The organism is Psychrobacter sp., from assembly GCF_018260395.1.
Taxonomy (GTDB): domain Bacteria; phylum Pseudomonadota; class Gammaproteobacteria; order Pseudomonadales; family Moraxellaceae; genus Psychrobacter.
On record NZ_JAGLBC010000038.1, the window covers coordinates 1 to 20,470 of the forward strand.

The 20,470-nt window shown below is 37.1% G+C and carries 17 protein-coding genes; 9 read left to right on the plus strand and 8 right to left on the minus strand.

Annotated features, from left to right (window positions below):
- Window positions 1-291: 291 nt before the first annotated feature.
- Window positions 292-990 (plus strand): YggS family pyridoxal phosphate-dependent enzyme, encoded by a 699-nt coding sequence (locus tag QZ265_RS04690; RefSeq protein ID WP_296403884.1) that lies wholly within the window; start codon window positions 292-294, stop codon window positions 988-990.
- 295 nt (window positions 991-1,285) lie between these two features.
- Here QZ265_RS04690 and QZ265_RS04695 read toward each other — a convergent pair whose 3' ends face one another.
- Window positions 1,286-2,950: an NAD+ synthase gene (locus tag QZ265_RS04695; protein ID WP_366513652.1), complete on the minus strand. Its 1,665-nt coding sequence runs from the start codon at window positions 2,948-2,950 to the stop codon at window positions 1,286-1,288.
- Window positions 2,951-3,473: 523 nt separating this feature from the next.
- On the opposite strand from QZ265_RS04695, the gene QZ265_RS04700 reads away from it, so the two are divergent.
- Window positions 3,474-3,863 (plus strand): hypothetical protein, encoded by a 390-nt coding sequence (locus QZ265_RS04700; RefSeq protein ID WP_296403887.1) that lies wholly within the window; start codon window positions 3,474-3,476, stop codon window positions 3,861-3,863.
- A gap of 190 nt (window positions 3,864-4,053) precedes the next feature.
- Here the strand turns inward: QZ265_RS04700 and QZ265_RS04705 are convergent, their stop codons facing one another.
- Complete coding sequence (locus QZ265_RS04705) at window positions 4,054-4,683, minus strand: cell division protein ZapA (RefSeq protein WP_296403889.1); 630 nt, start codon at window positions 4,681-4,683, stop codon at window positions 4,054-4,056.
- An 88-nt stretch (window positions 4,684-4,771) separates the two neighbouring features.
- Window positions 4,772-5,182, minus strand: a complete 411-nt coding sequence (locus tag QZ265_RS04710; protein WP_296403891.1) for a hypothetical protein — start codon at window positions 5,180-5,182, stop codon at window positions 4,772-4,774.
- Window positions 5,183-5,473: 291 nt separating this feature from the next.
- On the opposite strand from QZ265_RS04710, the gene QZ265_RS04715 reads away from it, so the two are divergent.
- The 3 genes from QZ265_RS04715 to QZ265_RS04725 all read left to right on the plus strand — a co-directional run bounded on the left by QZ265_RS04715 (window position 5,474) and on the right by QZ265_RS04725 (window position 8,364).
- Window positions 5,474-6,148: a UPF0149 family protein gene (locus QZ265_RS04715; RefSeq protein WP_296403892.1), complete on the plus strand. Its 675-nt coding sequence runs from the start codon at window positions 5,474-5,476 to the stop codon at window positions 6,146-6,148.
- Window positions 6,149-6,341: 193 nt separating this feature from the next.
- The gene (gene argE / locus QZ265_RS04720; protein WP_296403894.1) at window positions 6,342-7,574 is read left to right on the plus strand and encodes an acetylornithine deacetylase; all 1,233 of its coding nucleotides are present in this window, start codon (window positions 6,342-6,344) and stop codon (window positions 7,572-7,574) included.
- A gap of 100 nt (window positions 7,575-7,674) precedes the next feature.
- On the plus strand, window positions 7,675-8,364 hold the full coding sequence (locus QZ265_RS04725; RefSeq protein ID WP_296403896.1) for a LysE family translocator: 690 nt from the start codon (window positions 7,675-7,677) through the stop codon (window positions 8,362-8,364).
- A gap of 291 nt (window positions 8,365-8,655) precedes the next feature.
- Here the strand turns inward: QZ265_RS04725 and miaB are convergent, their stop codons facing one another.
- Complete coding sequence (gene miaB / locus QZ265_RS04730) at window positions 8,656-10,143, minus strand: tRNA (N6-isopentenyl adenosine(37)-C2)-methylthiotransferase MiaB (protein WP_296403898.1); 1,488 nt, start codon at window positions 10,141-10,143, stop codon at window positions 8,656-8,658.
- 682 nt (window positions 10,144-10,825) lie between these two features.
- Here miaB and QZ265_RS04735 point away from each other — a divergent pair.
- The 3 genes from QZ265_RS04735 (at window position 10,826) to QZ265_RS04745 (ending at window position 14,768) form a co-directional block, all read left to right on the plus strand.
- Entirely contained in the window at window positions 10,826-12,856 is a 2,031-nt protein-coding gene (locus QZ265_RS04735) for a lytic transglycosylase domain-containing protein (RefSeq protein WP_296403899.1), read from the plus strand.
- A gap of 308 nt (window positions 12,857-13,164) precedes the next feature.
- Window positions 13,165-14,148, plus strand: a complete 984-nt coding sequence (locus tag QZ265_RS04740) for a malate dehydrogenase (RefSeq protein WP_296403900.1) — start codon at window positions 13,165-13,167, stop codon at window positions 14,146-14,148.
- Window positions 14,149-14,528: 380 nt separating this feature from the next.
- Complete coding sequence (locus QZ265_RS04745; protein WP_296403902.1) at window positions 14,529-14,768, plus strand: DUF2789 domain-containing protein; 240 nt, start codon at window positions 14,529-14,531, stop codon at window positions 14,766-14,768.
- Window positions 14,769-14,922: 154 nt separating this feature from the next.
- Here QZ265_RS04745 and QZ265_RS04750 read toward each other — a convergent pair whose 3' ends face one another.
- The 4 genes from QZ265_RS04750 to hflX form a co-directional block, all read right to left on the minus strand.
- The gene (locus QZ265_RS04750; protein WP_296403913.1) at window positions 14,923-15,768 is read right to left on the minus strand and encodes a lytic transglycosylase domain-containing protein; all 846 of its coding nucleotides are present in this window, start codon (window positions 15,766-15,768) and stop codon (window positions 14,923-14,925) included.
- A 370-nt stretch (window positions 15,769-16,138) separates the two neighbouring features.
- Entirely contained in the window at window positions 16,139-16,843 is a 705-nt protein-coding gene (locus QZ265_RS04755; protein WP_296403904.1) for an LrgB family protein, read from the minus strand.
- A gap of 78 nt (window positions 16,844-16,921) precedes the next feature.
- A complete protein-coding gene (locus tag QZ265_RS04760) occupies window positions 16,922-17,464 on the minus strand; it encodes a CidA/LrgA family protein (RefSeq protein ID WP_296403906.1) in 543 nt (180 codons plus the stop codon).
- Window positions 17,465-17,620: 156 nt separating this feature from the next.
- Window positions 17,621-19,075 carry a ribosome rescue GTPase HflX gene (gene hflX, locus QZ265_RS04765; protein ID WP_296403908.1) on the minus strand — a complete coding sequence of 485 codons (1,455 nt, stop codon included), beginning with the start codon at window positions 19,073-19,075 and terminating at the stop codon, window positions 17,621-17,623.
- A gap of 369 nt (window positions 19,076-19,444) precedes the next feature.
- Here hflX and QZ265_RS04770 point away from each other — a divergent pair, with 369 nt between their 5' ends.
- Window positions 19,445-20,248 (plus strand): lysophospholipid acyltransferase family protein, encoded by an 804-nt coding sequence (locus QZ265_RS04770; protein ID WP_296403911.1) that lies wholly within the window; start codon window positions 19,445-19,447, stop codon window positions 20,246-20,248.
- Window positions 20,249-20,470 lie beyond the last annotated feature (222 nt).

A 20,470-nucleotide genomic window follows, 5' to 3' on the forward strand; every position in this document is an offset into this window, starting at 1 on the left:
TGAATTAATAATGTCGTTAAAGATTATGTCGCAACTGGTATCATAACAAGTCTATTTACTGCATATTTAGTTATTTGCCGTTCATTATGAATGGCTTAGCATAGCATTCAAACTATAGCATTTAAACTATAGTCTTCAGACTTAGGCGATATTTTATAAAGTATTGCTAATAGAGCAATAGCGGTGAGTAATGAAATTATTGAGCCTACAACTTAAACTGAATCTAATATTTAAAATAATTGTAATACTTAACTATGTAAATGACTAACGACGCATTAGGAGGACATAATAATGAATTCGACATTATTACAAAGATGGCAACAAGTAAACCAGAAAATAGCTGAAGCTTGTGCTGCTTCCAATTCAGAGTCTGTCACTTTATTGGCTGTGTCCAAAACCAAGCCGGTTGAAATGATTGTTGAGTTAGCAGAGGCGGGACAAGTTCACTTTGGTGAAAACTATCTACAAGAAGCTACAGAGAAAATGGCACAAATTAAAGCGCTTAGTGCTTGCTCTCCGAAAACCAGAAATATTGTTTGGCATTATATTGGTCACATTCAGCGTAATAAAACCAAAGAAATCGCAGAAAATTTTGATTGGGTGCATACCATCGAACGTGAAATTATTGCAAAGCGGCTTAACGATCAACGAGCTGAAGGATTAGACAAATTAAATGTGTTGGTTCAAGTTAATATAGACAATGAAGACAGTAAGTCAGGATGTTTGCCTAGCGAACTTGACACTCTAATCACTACTATTAAAAGCTATAAAAAACTTAATGTACGTGGGTTAATGATTATTCCCTCAAAAGAGGGGACAGATGCTTTTGAACGTACCAAAGTGCTTTTTGATAAGATACGGCTTAATCATACGGAGCTAACTCAGTGGGATACTTTGAGCATGGGTATGAGCGGTGATATGGCGCAGGCTATTGCGAATGGTTCGACTATGGTAAGAGTCGGTAGTGCAATTTTTGGTGCAAGAGAATAGTTTGGCTCAAGAAAATAGTTTAGCTTAGCAGACAAGTTTGGTTTAAGAGACAAGTTTACACGCCGTTTATTTAATTCTATCTATTATATGGTGAATTATGAAGCATACTATATAACTTATCTTGTCCTAACCTAATAAAAAACGTTATAAAAAAAAGGGGCCTCTATTTTTTGAGGCTCCTCTTTTTAAGTTTGTAATTTTTAAGTCTGTAATTTTTAAGTTTGTAATATAGTAACTTTGATGATTCCTAGCTTGTAGGCAAATCCTAAGACTATAAGATGATAAGACTATAAAATCAGTTGCTTTCAATGCTCCAGCCATTTACGAGCGGGTAACGGCGTTCTCTACCAAAAGCCTTATGAGTGACTTTGGTACCTATAGCAGCTTGGCGACGCTTATACTCACTTCTATCCACCATACGTATGGTTTGGCGGACCATATCTGGATCAAAGCCTTGGGCGGTGATTTCGTCAAATCCTAAATCGTTGTCGATATAGGCTTGTAAGATAGCATCTAAAATATCGTAATCAGGTAGGCTGTCTTGATCTTTTTGATCGGGACGTAGCTCAGCTGAAGGTGGACGGGTAATGACACGATCAGGAATAACGTCAGTATCTTCTAAACGATTGCGATAGTTAGCTAGGGCATAAACTTGAGTCTTATAAACGTCTTTTAATACGTCAAATCCGCCTGCCATATCGCCATATAAGGTTGCATAGCCAACTGCCATTTCAGATTTATTGCCTGTTGTAATAACTAAATGACCAAACTTATTAGACAATGCCATTAACACCATTCCACGAGCACGGGCTTGAATATTCTCTTCTGTAGTGTCCATTTTAGCTTTACTAAATAATGGTGCTAAAGTATGACGCATGCCGTCAACAGCATCATGAATGGGACATACGGTATAAGATACATTCAATCGGCGTGCTTGAGCTTGGGCATCTTCTAAGCTGATTTGAGAGGTGTATTCGTATGGCATCATCACCGCATAGACTTTATCCGCACCAAGAGCATCGACTGCTATACACAGGGTTAAGGCAGAGTCGATACCCCCTGATAGACCAACAATAACCCCCTCAAAGCCTGAATGATTTACATAATCGCGCAAACCTACTACCAAAGCTTGATAGGTTTCAGATTCTGCACTTAGTTGCAGTGGTTCTTTTAGTTGAGTATCAAACTGTCCACTTTTAGCATCAAAACTAGCATATAACATATGCTCTAAAAAGCGGGGTGCTTCATGAGCTACTGTGCCGTTTTGTTGGATTGCCATAGAGCCACCATCAAACACTAAGTCATCCTGACCTCCCACTGCGTTTACATATACGATAGGAAGGTCGTTGTCTGTCGCACGTTTAGTTAATAAATTTTGACGAGCCTGTTGTTTACCCGCTTCAAAAGGCGAAGCATTAATAGTTACTAATAAGTTAGCGCCTTGATCTTTTAATGCTTTAATAGGCTCTTCTTGCCATAAGTCTTCACATATGAGTAAGCCAATAGTAACACCTTGATAGTCAAAAAGAACTTGATTACGGCCTTTGTCAAAGTAACGACGCTCATCGAACACACCATAGTTAGGCAAATATTGTTTGTGATAGAAGCCTTTTTGCTGACCATTTTGAATAATAGCTGCAGAGTTGAAAGTGCCATGATAATCAACATGCGGATAACCGATGATCATAACAATGTCATTTATGTCGTTTAAAGAACTTAAAGCTGCTTTTACACGATCTGATAAGCTTGGGCGCAGTAATAAGTCTTCTGGTGGATATCCCAATAATGCCAATTCTGGGAAAATAATAATATCAGCGCCATTATTACGTGCTTCGATGGCTAAACTACGCATCTTTTCAATATTGGATTGGATGTCTCCCACCATAAAGTGAGATTGTGCCATGGCAAATTTCAGCGACTTTCCTATGGTTTCAGTACTGTTGTTTTCATTAGACATCATTAGGTCCTATTGGTTATGGGTTTTAGCGCTAATCGTATGATTTCAAAGGCAACTTATTAAGTTTTTTTAGTGTTGGCTTTGAGTACAGTAACGCTTAGCATTTATGTTAATCGAATCTTAATCCTTAAAGTTCTTGTCGAAGTTTTATACCAGTATGATGCAAAGCAGAGAAGTACATAATAGCGCACTGTAACTAAAGCAATTTGATATATCACAATATAAAAACCATTAACAACATGGTTCAACAATGATAGTTTTTATAATACATAGCCTTCGATATAAGAGCTATTTGTTGTTGGTAATACCTTATCAAATACAGTATGACGTATAATATTTAGTTGTTTATATTGTTAAAGGTTTTTGTTATCAAAAAACGATACAATTACCTTTAGTATAACATCAAATTTTTATGTTATATCCAAGCCTAATCTATTTAGCAGGCAAAACTAGGAAATTTATCATGTTAGCATTTGTCTTTACCTTCATTATAATTAGTCTTGTAATGTGGGCCTTTTTTAAATTTATGTACCCCAAACCACCTCAGCAGTTTATGCCTAAGCAAGGAGATGTGATAACGCCTAGAGATTGTGACTTTTGCGGTTATCCTTTAGCGGAGTATCGTGGTGTTATGGAAACTAAGCCAGTAGATTCTTTATTAGAATCTGAGCAACAACAAATCACTGAGCTGACGTCTGAAGTAGCGGCTATTAAACAGCAAATCTCGACTCATGAGAGCGCTGTTAAAAATAGTGCTCATCAAAAATCTTTAAGTCGTCAACAAAAAAAACAAGCCAATGCCAATTATGAAGCACTACAAAAACAATTGTTTGTGAAGAATCAAGAATTGAAAAAAATGACAAGCTGGTTCTTTTGTAATTATGATCATCAGGCAGATTTTCATAACAAGATTTAGTGCCTAATTCCTACTATACAAAAGAATAGTCCTAAAGCTTAATAGGCTATTGATTGCATACGTATCTTCCGTCAAGATTGGACTATTACCTTTTTTTGGATAAACAATTGGATAAACAAAAGGCTACTCAAAAATTTGGCAGCCTTAAAAATTCTAATTGCAGTAGGAATATTTAGATTTTAATAATCCATTATTGTACCAGTTGCATATCATGAATCATTTGATCAATGAGTTGAGTGGCTTTAGTGATACTTTCTTCAGATTCTATCGCCTTACTTTTTGAATTTTGAAGTTTTTCATATAGGTTTAAGCAACATAGCACCAATAGATTCTCATGCGGCAAATCTGGGGCTTGTGCACGAAGATCTTCAATAAAATTATTAATAAAATCGTTGGCTGCAAAAAGCTCATATTCTTCACCAACAGGACAGTTAATAGTATAGTATTTATTTAAGATACTTATTTCTACGGCCTTATACTCAGGCTCAACTGTATATTGAGGTTCAACCGTATATTCAGGTTCAACCGTATATTCAGTGTCAAAAGTAACTTCAGATTTAGGCTCTGATTCAAGTTTAAGATCGGTTGAGGGCTCAGTATCAAAGTCTGCTGGTGTAATGGTTTCTACTGAATGTTTACCCTGATATGCTACTTCGTCAAACTCGTTATTTTCTAAACTGTCAAATTCGTGTTCACTAGTGTCATAATCAATACGTTCTTTAAAATTGTGATCAGCATCTAAGTTAGATGTAGTAGATGGCTTATTAAAGTTTACCTCTGACGCTTGTGGTTCATGATCATTGGGATATTCAGTTGACATAGTTATCTCTTCATTAAGTAAAATATAAAAATTTATCAATAAGTAATTTAGACATTAAGATGATAGATATTTTAGCTTTAGACAGCTTTTAGTCGACGGCTTGATCAATCAAAGTTAAACGCTGCATGACAACTTTGGTATGTTCTTTTGCTAAGCGGTTTTTTTCCAATAACGTATGATTGGCCTGTTCTAACGCTTCACACTTCTTTAATAGATCGTTGTATTCTTCAGTAAGACCATTATGCGCTTCAGCCAATGTCTGATATTCTTGATCAAGTTGACTTACTTGTTGTTGAAGGTGTTGATGTTCAGTTAAAACTCGCTCGTAAGCATCTTGTGTCTCTTCAAGTTGCTGTTGTAATTGTTCAATAGCTTGGATATCTAATGAAGGTGTTTGTTTTAAGGCAAATAATTCATTGTTAGAGTTATCATAACGCTGTCTAATATCATGCAATATAGAATCTAAATGTTGTAGTTTTTCAATCAAAGGCTGGGTCATGGGGTATCACTTCTAATCAAGTTAGATAAAATTAAAATGCAAGGATATGTATATAATGCCTTTAATAATGCCATAGATGGCCACATTATATCTAGCATTAGGTTGTTAACGAATGTGTTTTAAAAAACATTTAAATTTTATACTTTATCATTAGCAAAGCTAAAAAATTGAAATGAGATAGCATACTAAGGTCTATATAAAGTAAGGTAGGTAATTGACATAAAAACATAATAAGATGAACACTATAAATAATTTAAGAAAAACCAACGTTGATATAAAAAGGTAAATGTAATGAATGATGATATCTCAGGCTGGAATGATTGGGAAAAAGTGTTCTCTGACTGGACAGATGTGTCCATTAGTGAGCTTCACGGCTTAATGACCGGACTCATGACGGTATGTCATGCCCCCTCTAAAATAGAAGACTGGGAACAGCTATTGAGTGAGCTGAGTTTTTCTATTCCGAATGAGGCGGCATTAACTTTACTGGCAGAAGAAGCAGAAGATACTGCTTTTCAGCTTAAGGATAAAGATGACGCTTATCAATACTCACCACTAGTGCCTGATGATGAGCATGACCTATATGAACGTGTTATTGCGCTTAAACAGTGGGCAAATGGTTTCATGACTGGCTTTGGGGTGACTGACTGTACTTTAAGCGCTGAAGAGAATGTAATGTTTGCTGATTTAGCAAAAATAGGCAGCATTCGTATTGATCCAGAAGATGAGTTTGAAGGTGGCGAAGAGTCATATCTCTATTTATATGAATTTGCACGTATGGTACCAGTTAGTTTGGCCATAAGACCTCGTAAATCGATGATGTCATTGCCATTGATTGCAGGTTTGTCGGTAAATGCTAAAACTGCTAAAGAACTTGAGCAGGAAGAGGTTAAGCCAAAGCCAAAGCTAATGCCAAAGCCGATTCCACCGGTGATTGATATTATGAATCAAAATAACCCTTCTTAAAATACAACCTAGCTTATTCAGGAATTTTACGCCACATCTTTTATTCGTGTCTTTGGTTCAATGTGAATTGGCTAATATAGTTTTATTTATATAGTTTGATTCGTATGGTTTTATTCGTATAGTATTAGGCATATCGTCTAATTCAAACGTTTTATAGTTTAGTACCATCTTAACTTTGTAAGGAAGCTGCTCAATGACCCTGCCGAATCAAACCACAACTTATCCTAACAATAGTATCGAATGGATTAAACGTTTGATAGCTTTTGATACAGTAAGTCGCCACTCAAATCTTGCGCTTATCGAAGACGTTCAAGCTTATTGTGTGAGTTTGGGCTTAGATCCAATGCTTACTTTTAACGGTCATCAAGACAAAGCCCAAAGTAAGGCCAATTTATTTGTTAGTGTGCCAGCATCAGGCGGGGATGTTGACTCTAACATGGCATCAATCAATGGCGGTATAGTGCTATCGGGTCATACTGATGTTGTGCCAGTAGAAGGTCAAGACTGGACGTCTGACCCCTTCGAAGCTGACATAAGAGGCGATAAACTCTATGGGCGTGGCGCTTGTGACATGAAAGGCTTTATTGCTTGTGCCTTAAACCTACTGCCAAAAGCAGTTAAGCTATCTCAAATGGGTAAACTAATGAAGCCGTTACATCTTGCATTATCATTTGATGAGGAAGTGGGCTGTTTGGGAGCACCGTTAATGCTTGAGGACTTAAGTGAAAGGGGGATAAGACCGGACTATTGTATTGTAGGTGAACCCTCATCTATGAAAATGGTTATCGCTCACAAAGGCATTTCTGTGTTCCGTTGTTCGGTACATGGTAAATCAACCCACTCTTCACTAACCCATCAAGGGGTCAATGCTATCAGCTATGCGGCAAGGTTGATTGGATTTATAGATAAACTAGCCTGCCAGTTGGCTCAATCAGAGCAAGTAGATGATCAATTTGATGTGCCCTATTCAACGTTGTCTATCGGTACCATTGCTGGCGGAACAGCCACCAATATTGTGCCAAATCTTTGTGAGTTTACTTTTGACTATCGCAATCTACCATCTATGGGCACTGAAGATATTTTGCCAGCTATCAAACAAAAAATTAGTGAGCTTAATAAACAGATGCAGCAAGTTGATAGTGAAACTGGTATTGAGATTGAACAATTAGAGAATGTGCCAGCAATGACCGACAGCGAAAGCGCCGAGCTTCAACAGTTGATTGCAGGATTGGTTCAGTCTTCGGCACGTCATAAAGTGGCATACGCTACTGAAGGTGGCCAATTTACCAATGCCGGTATTGCAACCGTCATTTGTGGTCCAGGTAGTATCGAGCAGGCTCACAAGGCCGATGAGTATGTAGAGGTGGCTCAACTCGCTCAGTGCGATGACTTTTTGCAAAAGCTTTTGCAGTCATTACAAGCTTAGCTTGGTGGTTTACTATTATTGAATTAACCTAATCATAGCCTTTATTTTAAAATATTTGCTACTAAGTTTAAAACACTGACATTCTTTAAGGTCAGCATTAATGAGCGCCTCAACTTTTCTATTATTTTTCTTTAGTGTGTTTTTATTGTCAGCTACCCCAGGACCCAATATGTTATTGGCCTTTCAATATGGGCTTAATCATGGAGTGCGTAGCACTATTTGGGTATTGTTAGGTTTAAGCTTTGGCTTATTGATTTTATTGGTCTCCGCCTTACTAGGCATTGACTTTATAAATCGACAGTTACCATGGCTATTAACGCTACTAAAGGGGGTAGGCGCCTTATATTTGATGTATTTAGGGTTGCAAATTTGGCGACATGCGGATGACGACAGTAGCTTTGCCAGTGCAGAGGTACATGAGTCTAACACCATAGATTCTAACCCTAATTTAACTTCGAACTATTTAAATTCTACTTTAATATTAAAGCCTCCTTTACAGCGGTTCCGTCAAGGTGTCTGGGTATCACTGTCTAACCCTAAAGCTATTCTATTTTTTGCTGCATTTTTTCCAAAATTCATCGATTTTAAAGCCCTTTTATGGCCTCAATATATAATATTGACTTTAGGCTTCTTTGCCAGTGAAATAACATGGCAGATAATTTATACCTTGGGAGGAACTAAGCTTTCGAGCTGGTTAAACAAGGGTTCACGTCTGCTATGGCTTAATAGGCTGTGTGGTTTGATATTCATATTTATTGCCTTGGCGTTATTATGGGAAGTGTTTTATTAGTTAGGATCGTTTATTCTGCTATTCAGTAATTTATTTATTGAATAATTTAAGCTACCTGCTAGATTGATTATTCAAATTGACACTTAGCAAATTAATAGTTATAGAAATGCTGATTCACCAATGACTTACAACAGGTTGTTTAGTAAAAAAGGTACGATAGCTGAATTTGCTATCGTACCTTTTTTGAATTTGATATTTCTCATTAGTGCAGTATCGTGCAGTATTTAAATATCAATACAGAAAAGCCTAAATTTTTAAACTTTTCACATAGTTTATAAGACTATCTAAAAACTAACCTATAACATCCACCAACTCACCACGCACCATATGAGGACTGACATAATCGTTAATTTTAACAGTTACAAATTTGCCCATTAGCTCTTTTTTCTGTTGCTCAGTGGCTTGAAACAAGACTGAACGGGTATTGTCTGCCGTACCCAGTAACTGGTCAGGATAACGATCTGCAATATCTTCTACCATAACACGTAACGTCTGACCAATCATCTGTTGGGTTTTTTTCAAAGTCGAGTCAACAATGACCTTTTGGAAGATAGACAAACGCTCTTTTTTAGTGGCAAGACTGACATCGTCTGGTAACTCAGCCGCCGGCGTGCCTGGACGCTTAGAGAAAATAAAGCTGTAAGAATGATCGAAATCAAGTTCTTTTGCTAAATTTAAAGTATCTAAAAAGTCCTCTTCAGTCTCTCCAGGAAAGCCAATGATAAAGTCACTTGATAGATGCATATCAGGGCGAACCGCCATTAGCTTTTTGATCTGATTAATATAGACATCAATGGTATGGTTGCGTTTCATGGCAGCTAAAATTTTATTAGAGCCACTTTGTACAGGTAGATGCAAATGAGACACCAGTTGCGGCAATTTTGCATAAGCATCAATAATATCGTCAGTGAACTCTAAGGGGTGGCTTGTGGTATATCGAATACGTTCGATACCTGCAACATGGGCCACATAATGCAGTAATTCAGCGAAACCACAAATAGTTCCATCGTCTTTTTCGCCACGATAGCCGTTTACGTTTTGACCCAACAAAGTGATTTCACGAACCCCTTGCTCGGCTAAGCTGTCGATCTCGGCTAATACGTCATCTAGTGGACGAGACAACTCTTCACCACGGGTATAAGGCACCACGCAGAATGAACAATATTTTGAGCAACCTTCCATAATAGAAACGAAAGCTTTGTAGCCTTCAACTTTGGGTTCTGGTAAAAAGTCGAACTTCTCGATACTAGGGAATGAAACATCAACTGTGCCAATCCGATCTTTTGGCTTAACATTTCTTTGTTTGGTAGATTGGTCATATAGCTCGGGTAAACGATGCAAAGTTTGAGGACCAAATACCATATCTACATAAGGCGCCCGTTTTTGAATATTGTCTCCTTCTTGCGAGGCCACACATCCGCCGACACCTATGACCAAATCTGGATTCTGTTCCTTTAATTTGCGCCAACGACCCAATTCTGAAAACACTTTTTCTTGTGCTTTTTCACGAATAGAGCAAGTGTTCATTAATAACACATCAGCCTCTTCGATATTGTCTGTCAATATCATATCGTGAGAGTCACCTAGTACGTTGCCCATTTTTTCTGAGTCATAAACGTTCATTTGACAACCTTGGGTAGCAATATAAACCTTCTTTTTTGCTTGACCAGTAGGGCGCTCAGCATTAGCCATGCTATCTCCAGCTAAAGTTTTAGTTGAGTGTAAAGTATCCGCTGGTTGCTGACGAATAGTTTGAGGGTCAAATAAAGTAGCACTCATATTAAGCAGTCCAAGATGATGATTATAAATTAAAGAGTATAAAAGTTAATTGAAACAAGTAATAAAGAGGGTGTTACACAGAAACAGCGATAAATTTATCGGTAAGAGGTGCCAATTTATACGGCCATAATTGAGCGTTATTATACCATAAGCTGAATAATATTGAATGTTAAAGCTGCTATGAGACTGCAAGTTTGAAATTAAGTCTCTTAAAAGACCTTATTGCATTGTGATACTTATTTGATATCTTTAAAAGTTTTTAAAAAGTTTTTTAAAGGGTTATGGCTATCCTCTGATTACCTCAAACAAATTCTATTTATACTAACTATATATTTAACATTGTCCTATTTGTAATCACTACTGCAACATCAGCTTACATAAAGCATTTTGGCAAGTGTCATTTGTTGCCTATAATCTAGACCATAACACGCCTTATTTGTTAACCAGTTATCTAGTATTATATTCAGTTTAGAGTGTTGAATTTTCAATAAGAGTTATATTCAATGATATACATTTTTTTGGAATCAATTATAGTTCAGGAAACTATTCTACAAATCTATAAAATATATATGCTCAGGGACGATACCAATAATAAATTTTAAATCAATAAACCTTTTATAAATAAGACTTGATTATGCTTAAAGAAACTTTTTCTAATGAACTATCAAAAGAGTTAAAAACTATGACTAGGTCTCGTATATTAACGAGAGCAAAAGCGCCATTTGCGGTCTCAATTTTAGCGGTACTGGGAATTAGCCAGATTGCATGTGCACAAATATCTTGGCCAGGCAGTGCTCCTGACTATAGCAGTGATACTAGTATTAATTATTTTAATGATGCTTCAGCAGCTGCAGATCGCCGTGATTCAGGTGCTTTATATCAATATGAGCAAATGATGGGTAATGGCTTATTCGCTATGTACCCTGCATATTGGCGTTTGAATAATGATCTGTCTACACTAAATCCCAATGTCGTGACTCAGTTTGCCAGTCAATTTAGTGGCAGTGTCATGGCTGAAAAACTTGCTGCTGACTATGCAGAGACCAAAGCTCAATCAGGTGATTACAATGCAGTACGCCAAGTTGCGAATTATGTTCACAATGCCGATGATAGCGAAAAGTGTGCGGTAGCATTAGGTTTTAATAATGGCGGAGATCCTATGCGCGCCATGTCTCTAAAACCAGATGTTTGGTTAACCACTATAAAGCAGCCGGCATTATGCAATCAATTGGCTACAGCAATGAATAGCAACCCAATGATTAATAATACTGATCGTAAGCAGCGTTTATTGCGTATGCTTAGGGTGGGTAAAACGGGTGATATTATGACCCTGTCACAGTCATTAGGTACGCCAATTGCTTATAGTGAATTAAGTGAAATCCAGTTGAATCCAGCATCTTTTATTACTCGTTTTGGTGCTCAGCCGAATAGTATTAAAAATCAATATTTATATCTATATGCTATTGGTCGTATGGCTGATAAGTCCTATCGTGAAGCCGCTATCCAAGTAGATTACGATATTAAACAAGACAATAATCGATCGCAAAAGCTAATCAATGATGATACACGACGCTATGCCTATAGAATTCTAGGGGTTAAGCGTATGAATTATAATACAGATGATGGTTTTAATGACGAAGCGGTTACTTGGTTTCGTAACAGTCTAGGCGAGTCATTCAATTATGAAGAAGCTGAAGATTATGCCATGGCTGCTATTCGTTTTAATCAGTGGAATGACTTGATTAATGCCATTGGTAACATGGACAATGCCGTCCAACAAAGAGACATTTGGCAGTATTGGTTGGCACGTGCTTATGAGCAATCTAATGATAGTGGTAAAAAATCGTTAGCTCGTCAAATCTATCAACGATTGGCCAACAAAAGCGACTACTATGGTTTGTTAGCAAAAGACAAAGTAGGCCAACGATTGAATGCAGGCAGCACAGCTTTGCCTAATGTACCAAATAGCGATACCAATCGTATGCTGAGTGATCCGCATTTTGCTCGTGCTTTTGCCTTATATAACGCCAGTGCTAACCGCAGTTATGCAAACCGTGAGTGGAATTGGGCAGTAAAAAAGGCACGTGACAATAACGACAGTCAGTTGATTGTTGCTGCTGCTAAATATGCCTATGATAAAGGTTGGCTTGATCGTGCTATTTATGCAATTGATAGTACAGAGGGTCTAAATGCCTTTAGTCTGTCACATCCAATGCCGCATCAAAATCAGGTAGTAAGTTACAGTCGTCAAGTGGGTATTGATCCTGCTTGGGCTTATGGCATCATGCGTCAAGAGAGTCGCTTCGTAACTAGTGCCCGTTCAGGAGTAGGTGCAAGTGGGTTGATGCAAATTATGCCAGATACGGCCAAATATATTGCTCGTAATTTAGGCGAATCATATAGTGATAGCCGTGCCAATACTGGTGATACCAATATTCGTTATGGTACTTGGTATATGAGTGATATTATGGGTAAGCTGAACAACCAACCGGTACTGGCAACGGCAGGATATAATGCAGGTCCAAATAAAGCGAAGCGTTGGCAACCAACCTATGGTTCTTTAGCGGCTGACCAGTATGTAGAAACTATCGCGTATCCAGAAACCCGTAATTATGTTAAGCGAGTTATGGAGAATGCTACTATTTATAGTAGTTTACTAGGCGCTAACACGCCCATTTCACAGCGTATGGGTACTATTCCTCCCGGCTATTGATCATTATAATAAGGGATTATAGTGCTTAATTTCTAATCCCTTATTTATAATTCAAGTCCCTTATTTATTGTTCCAAAGACATAATTAGGTTTGAGCAAAAATTTGAAAGGTGCTACACTTTTACCGCATTAAAAAAACTATACTACATTATTAACTTGAGACTTTGACTGAGTTATTAAAGATAGAATAGATGACTTACTCAACATTTGCGCAAGTTGATCACTATTTGTTAATGGCTGCCTATTAATAATGACAAGTTTTGTCATATCTAATTCAAAATAACCTTTATGAATCTCTAGGAGAATTACATGAAACAACCTGTTCGCGTTGCCGTTACTGGTGCTGCTGGTAATATTAGTTATGCTATGCTGTTTCGTATTGCTTCAGGCGAAATGCTAGGTAAAGATCAGCCTGTAATTTTACAGCTTTTAGAAATCACACCAGCACTTGACGCCCTAAAAGGGGTGGTTATGGAGCTTGAAGATTGTGCATTCCCTTTATTAGCGGGCGTTGTACAGACTGATGATGCTACTGTTGCTTTTAAAGATATAGATTATGCTTTATTAGTTGGTGCTCGTCCACGTGGTCCTGGTATGGAGCGTAAAGACTTATTAGAAGCGAACGCTGCTATCTTCTCAGCGCAAGGTAAAGCTCTTAATGAAGTGGCTAGCCGCAATGTTAAAGTATTGGTAGTCGGTAACCCTGCAAATACCAATGCATTGATTGCTCAGCGTAATGCTCCAGATTTAGACCCACGTAATTTTACTGCTATGACTCGTTTGGACCATAACCGTGGTCTAGCTCAGCTAGCTGAAGAAACCAATACTACGGTAAATGACATCAAAAAAATGATCATTTGGGGTAACCACTCTTCAACTCAGTATCCAGATTTAACCGAGTGTACTGTTAATGGAAAACCAGCTTTAGATCAAGTAGATCGTGACTGGTATGAAAACAGCTACATTCCAAGCGTACAGAAACGCGGTGCAGCTATTATTGAAGCACGTGGTGCGTCATCAGCAGCTTCTGCCGCTAACGCTGCTATCGCACATATGCGCACTTGGGCATTAGGATCAGATGAGAATGACTGGGTATCTATGGGCGTCTATTCTCAAGGTGAATATGGTATCTCTAAAGGGTTGATCTATTCATTCCCATGTACTTGCAGCAATGGCGATTGGAAAATTGTTGAAGGTCTAGATACGTCATCAAGTTTCTCACAAGAGAAGATGAAAGCCACTGAGCAAGAGCTTAGTGAAGAGCGTGATGCTGTAGAACATTTGCTACCATAGTACTTTGCTATCATCGTAATTTAATAGATCGATTTTTTTGAGCTATAAATGAAAGAAGCCTGCAGTTTTGCAGGCTTCTTTATGTAAAAATTTTAATAACCAAGTCTCTATTAGCTTCTATTAACAGAAATAAAAATTATTAAAGATCAATCTATAGCCGGTCAGTAACTAGGTAATCATCAATTATTAAGACTACGATCAGCTATTTAGCAATTATATGAGCATGTTATTAACATAACAGTAAAGCTTATAAATAATAATAGCACAATATAATCTGACGGTTTTGTTACAATCATAACGCTACTTATTTTACTAAATTCATTATTTAAACTTTAGAAATAATTTTGCATTTCAATATCAAACAATTAAAAGGAAGGACTATGTTAGGTGAACCAGAATATAATTTGAACGAACTATTTGCACAATTGGGTCTTGAGAGTTCAGATGAAGCGATTGATAAGTTCATTGATGAGCATAAATTAAGTAAAGAAGAATCTTTAACAGATGCAAGTTTTTGGACGGATTCACAACGTGCATTCTTAAAAGAGGAATGGAAACTTGATGCGGCTTGGGTAGAAGTTATCGACGAGTTAAATGTTCGTTTACACCCTTCAGCTTAATATCAGGCTAAAATATTATTTGCAAACCTTATATTTAAAATTTTAGTTTAATTTAAATAGTTAGATTGTTTGTTTAAAAAAAAGGCCTTCTTTGATGAGAAGGCTATTTTTTTTTAGCTATTGATACATTTTATGAATAACTTATAAAAGTATACTACTGAGTATAACTGTTGTTGGTAGTAGCAAATGAAGTGGAACTGACTGAATAATTTGTAGAAGTGTAAGATGGATCTATAGAAGTGTCTGCTGCAGTACTAAACAATGAGCTGTCATTTTTATATAAGTTGTTGTAACGGCTGAGAACTCTTTGAACGTAATTACGGGTTTCTGTAAAAGGAGGAACACCACCGTATTTATCAACGTTACCTTCGCCCGCATTATAGCCTGCCAACACGTGTTCAATCTTACCATTGAAGCGTCTGCTTAACCAAGCCACATATTTAGCAGCACCTTCAATATTTTCTGAAGGGTTCCAAGCATTAATGACTGAAAAGCGGCGTGCAGTAGCAGGCATGAGTTGCATTAGTCCTAAAGCACCAACAGGAGATCGTGCATTAGGATTGAATGAAGATTCAGTGTGCATGATGGCTTTTAATAGAGCAGGGTCAATATTATTACGCTTAGCAGAAGCTATAATGTAATAGTCATATAGGTTGTTGCCAGATCCGATACTGACACTTGAGCTAATACTAGCGCTATTGGGCATATCGCTAAAGCTTCTAGAATTTAACGAACTAAAGTAGCTAGGCTCTTTAATGGTCAGGGTATTGGTAGCAGTTAAATCTGCGCCTGAATTTGGATAATAGTTTACTTTAACTTTTTTGGAATACTTATTGAAGTTGTCAGAAGGATTTACATTGGTCAGCAAAACTTGTCCAGACTCATCCTTGTAGATATACATATTTCCAGCATTTGCAGCCAATATGCTTGAAGAGATAAGAATCGAACCGGCAACCAAATTGGCTGAACGAGTTAATACTTTATTCAACAATGCAGACATATTCATTTTTCACTTATTTAAGGCTATACAACAGAGGTTCTAGCAGGATATTAGGTAGCTTCTTATTAACCATTATAATGACTAGAGCTGATTTTTAATTAACAAACGCTACTAAAAATTGGCTTATAATTAACAATTAATTATTTGATTAACTCTTAAATCAATATAGCTAAGTTTAATAACTATAAATAAGCTAACTACCATAAGACAACGTAATATATCATTAATAAACATTTATATCTAACAGTTAATCCTTTATGTATCGTATTAACAGCAGTATAGAAAGAATAAGCAATATTGTTACTAAAAGTTATGAGTAGTTGATTTTTAACTGTTTTAAGCTTAAGAATTAAATTTCTTTATGCAATAGCTAAAATAAAGATGCCAAAAATATAGGTAACCATACTGCAGTGATTAATCCATTTACCGCTAAGCCAAATGCTGCATATCGACCCGCAGTATGACTGATTTGCCATGCTTCAATAGTCCCAAAGGCATGTGCAGCTAGTCCCAATGCCAGCCCTTTGGCGCGATCGTCATTTACACTACGGAACAGAATCTTGGCTAAAGTACCGCCTATTAGTCCTGAAACAATAATTATCAAATTGGCCAGTGCTAAAGGGGCTTTAATAATTTCTGCAATACTCAAACCTATGGGAGTAGTTACCGAACGTGTAGCAAATGCCAGAATAGTCTCATGACTTAATGACAGCATATAAGCTAGTCCCATAGGAAGTAGAGCGCCCACTAGGCTAGCTATTATAACTATAATAGAGAGCTTTTTTATAGGCAATCCTTTCAAATTCATAGTCGCTAGGGGAATGGCCAATAAGACGGTAACATAGCCTAGTAAATGGTCAAAAATGGGTTTAGCGACCGCATAATAATGGTCATAATCCCAGCCAAAAATAAATAAAAATACTAGGACCAATACCAATGCCGTAATAACCATCGGTAGTCCAGAGATTTTTTTTGATAAAATGCGAGCCAGAATATGGGCAACTAGCGTCAACAAAATTGCTGCAAAGACAGTGATTAAGGTTGTGCCTTCAGGCAAAAGTTTTAATGGGTTCATAACTTGGCGCCTTATTCGGCTAAATAGTCAAAACATTATTATCGTAATCAAAACTGTGGACTAATCATGCAAACACACTTAGCGCTTAGACTTATCAACATCAGCCTTATCGTTTAACCATAATTGGGATAGTTTTGCCAATCCCCATAAGGGAATCAATGTGCTGATGATCATAGTCAGCACAATACCCCATAACTCGTTGCCTAAGCCGAATATTAATAATCCTGCACCTGCACATACCGGTAAAAAGGCGAAACCACTATCTACCAATAGGGTATTACCAGATGAAGTAAGCCATTCAGGCACACCAACACTAAAACGTATTATCATTAACAATAAAAATAAACCAATCATGCCAACTATGTTGCCTGCACTGGCAAAACCTAATGCTTGACATACAATCACCGCACTTTCACGAATCACGATTACTATTACCAAAGTAATCGCAATGGCTACTGGCATAGAAAAAGGAGATTTTGGGCTTTGGTCTTTATCTAGTAAGTGATTCGTATGTACACTAGTCTTATTAGCTGACTTATGAGAATCATTTATGGCATGATTAGCACCTATTGCTTGATGATCAACATGAGTAGTAGTACTAGGTTTTGAAATAATTGGCATGAGTGATCCTTAATATAAGACGCAAATCAATGGGAATCAGCTATAACAATTAGATTCTACCAAATCAATACTCTTAACAGCCAAAGTTAATGGCTTCTAAATAAAAAAAAGAGCCATTAGACTCTTTTTAGTATCAAACTAGGCACAGTTATCCTATTAATTTAAGTCAGATTCTTGCTCGTCAATTGACTCAAACTTTTTATCGAACTCAGCTTCTTCACTGGATAAATCTAGGCCTTCCAATTCTGCCAGTAATGCTTGCTCTGCATCTTGTTTCAACTCTTGTTCAAAAGCCTCAAGCTTAGGTGTTATCAATTCTGCCTGTTCAGCTGGAAGCACTTCAAAAGGGTTGATATCCGATTGACCTAATAATTGTTGTAACTTATCAGAAGGAAGACGTAAAGTTAAAACTTCATGACCTGACTCAGCATAGCTTTCTTGCTCAACCACATCTAAACGGTACAATTCATTTTTTAGATTACCAGCATCAAATGGTAGAGTTAGCTCAAAAGTATTTAGCTTACCGGTCAACAACTGCTGTACAGCAGTAGTTAACATACTCATCCCTAAATCTGCTTTAGCCGAGACATATACACGGCTTGGTATTCCCGGTTCTCGATAATTGATATGTGCAGGTTCGCCGGTTAAGTCTATTTTGTTATAGACATTAAGAACGGGAACATCACTATTGATTTCAGCCAACACGGCTTTAACTGCTTTAATTTGTTCATGCATGTCAGCACTAGCAGAGTCGATAACATGAAGCAATAAATCGGCCTCTAAGGTCTCCTCTAACGTTGCATGAAAAGACTCAACCAATTCATGCGGCAAATGACGTACAAATCCTACTGTATCTACTACAACCACACGGCCCACACCTTGCCAATCTAAGCGGCGTAAAGTTGGGTCAAGGGTAGCAAATAATTGGTCAGCGGCATAAATATTTTCATTGGTCAAACGGTTAAACAAAGAAGATTTGCCAGCATTGGTATAACCCACTAAAGACACCGTTAATACATCAGATTTTTGACGCTTGGCTCGGCCTTGAGCGCGGGTTTGTTTTACCTTATCCAAACGAGCCTTTAACTGAGAAACTCGGATTTGCAAAAGACGTCTGTCTGTTTCAAGCTGGGTTTCACCAGGACCTCTTAACCCAATCCCCCCTTTTTGACGCTCTAAGTGAGTCCAACCTCTAACAAGGCGAGTAGCTAAATGGTTCAGCTGAGCCAGCTCAACCTGAAGCTTACCTTCGTAAGTTCGAGCACGCTGCGCGAAAATATCCAAAATAAGTCCAGTACGATCCAATACACGACATTGCAATAAGGTTTCAAGGTTACGTTCTTGAGAGGGGGTAAGGCTGTGGTTAAAAATAACAATATCGGCTTCTAAAGCTTTAACTTGATCGGCAATTTCTTGTGCTTTACCACTACCAATAAAATATTTGGCATCTGGTTTTTGCTTTGAACCAGTCACGACAGCTAATTGTTGAGCACCTGCTGAATCTACTAAGAGTTTAAACTCTTCTAAATCATTAGGGTCTGTAATCTGTCTGATTTCTAAATGTACTAAAATGGCGCGTTCACCACCTTCATGTCTACCAAAATAATCCAAAAATATACACCTACTATAAAAATTTAAGGGAGTACAACCTAAATTTACCAAAACCTAGCTATTATTTCTAGCTTCATTTGTTAGTCTACCAATTAATAAGACTCAAATAATAAAACTAAAAAAACTGTGATTTGTAATAGCAAATAATTAGGTTGTATTGTGTTATTAATGACGTTGATGACATTAAATTAAAAGGGGAAATTTGTAAATTAAAAAAAAATTTATGGAAAACCGTTTAATCAGTGAACAGTTGATTACTGGAATTAAAAATCTGATATACTATTTTTAATATATTTTCGTATATAAAATAACCATTTATATAAAAATACTAATCTTTACTTGATTATTAAAATAAGTATAGGGCGTACTATGAATGTAAAAACAAAAATCAAAGACATGCTAAGACTTACAACCAAAAACAGTATCAAACGTAGTAAGACTGTTGTGGGATTAGTAAATACAGTCATTGGTGGATATAGAGCAGCTACCAAAATTGATGCTTGGCGCGAACCTCCTAGGGAGATTTTGCCTAAATATATTCAAGCGTTTTGTCGTAAAGCAGCCAATGCAGTAGGCGTTAAGATAATAGAAGTTGAGCCTATTCCAAAGACACATGCTTTATGGGCATCTAACCACATATCATGGATGGATATTCCGGTAATAGGCAGTCTTAGTCCCGCTTTTTTTCTATCAAAAGCTGAGGTTGCCGAAATGCCAATAATGGGACCATTGGCCAAAGTATCGGGTAGTTTATTTATCAAACGCGGATCAGGTGATGCAGGTTCAGTCGCCTCTCAAATGGCCAATTTCTTAAAGTTAGGCTATTCAATAGTATTTTTCCCTGAAGCTACAACCACTGATGGACGTCATATTAAGAAGCTCCATGGCAAACTACTCCAAGCCTCAATTGATGCCAATAAGCCTATTCAGCCTTTGGTATTGTGTTACGTTAATAAAGAAGGCAAACTAGACGATAAGGTTCCTTATTATGGTGGTATAAAGCTAAAAGACAGTTTGATGAATGTCATTGATGGGGATTTGGTAACTGCTTATGTATTACCATTACAGCCTTTGTATCCGAAAGATAAAACTCGTGATCAACTTACTGAAGAGTTGCAACAAGTTATGCAAGCAGGCCTTGAAGAGTTACATAGCCGAGTGCTAAAAAAGTAAATATATATTGAATATATTTTATAATCAAATATTCTTCAATAAGCTAGTGTGCTTTGATCATAGACAGTTTGTAATAAGCCTTTGTTAAAAAGATGGCAAAATCACTGAATGGATTTGGCATTAAATGGCATAGCCACTCAATTAAACTGACACTGATTTTTTTAAAGCTTAGATTCAACGATGAAGTGCAACGTTTAGAAATGATGAGAAGAAGAGTAAGAT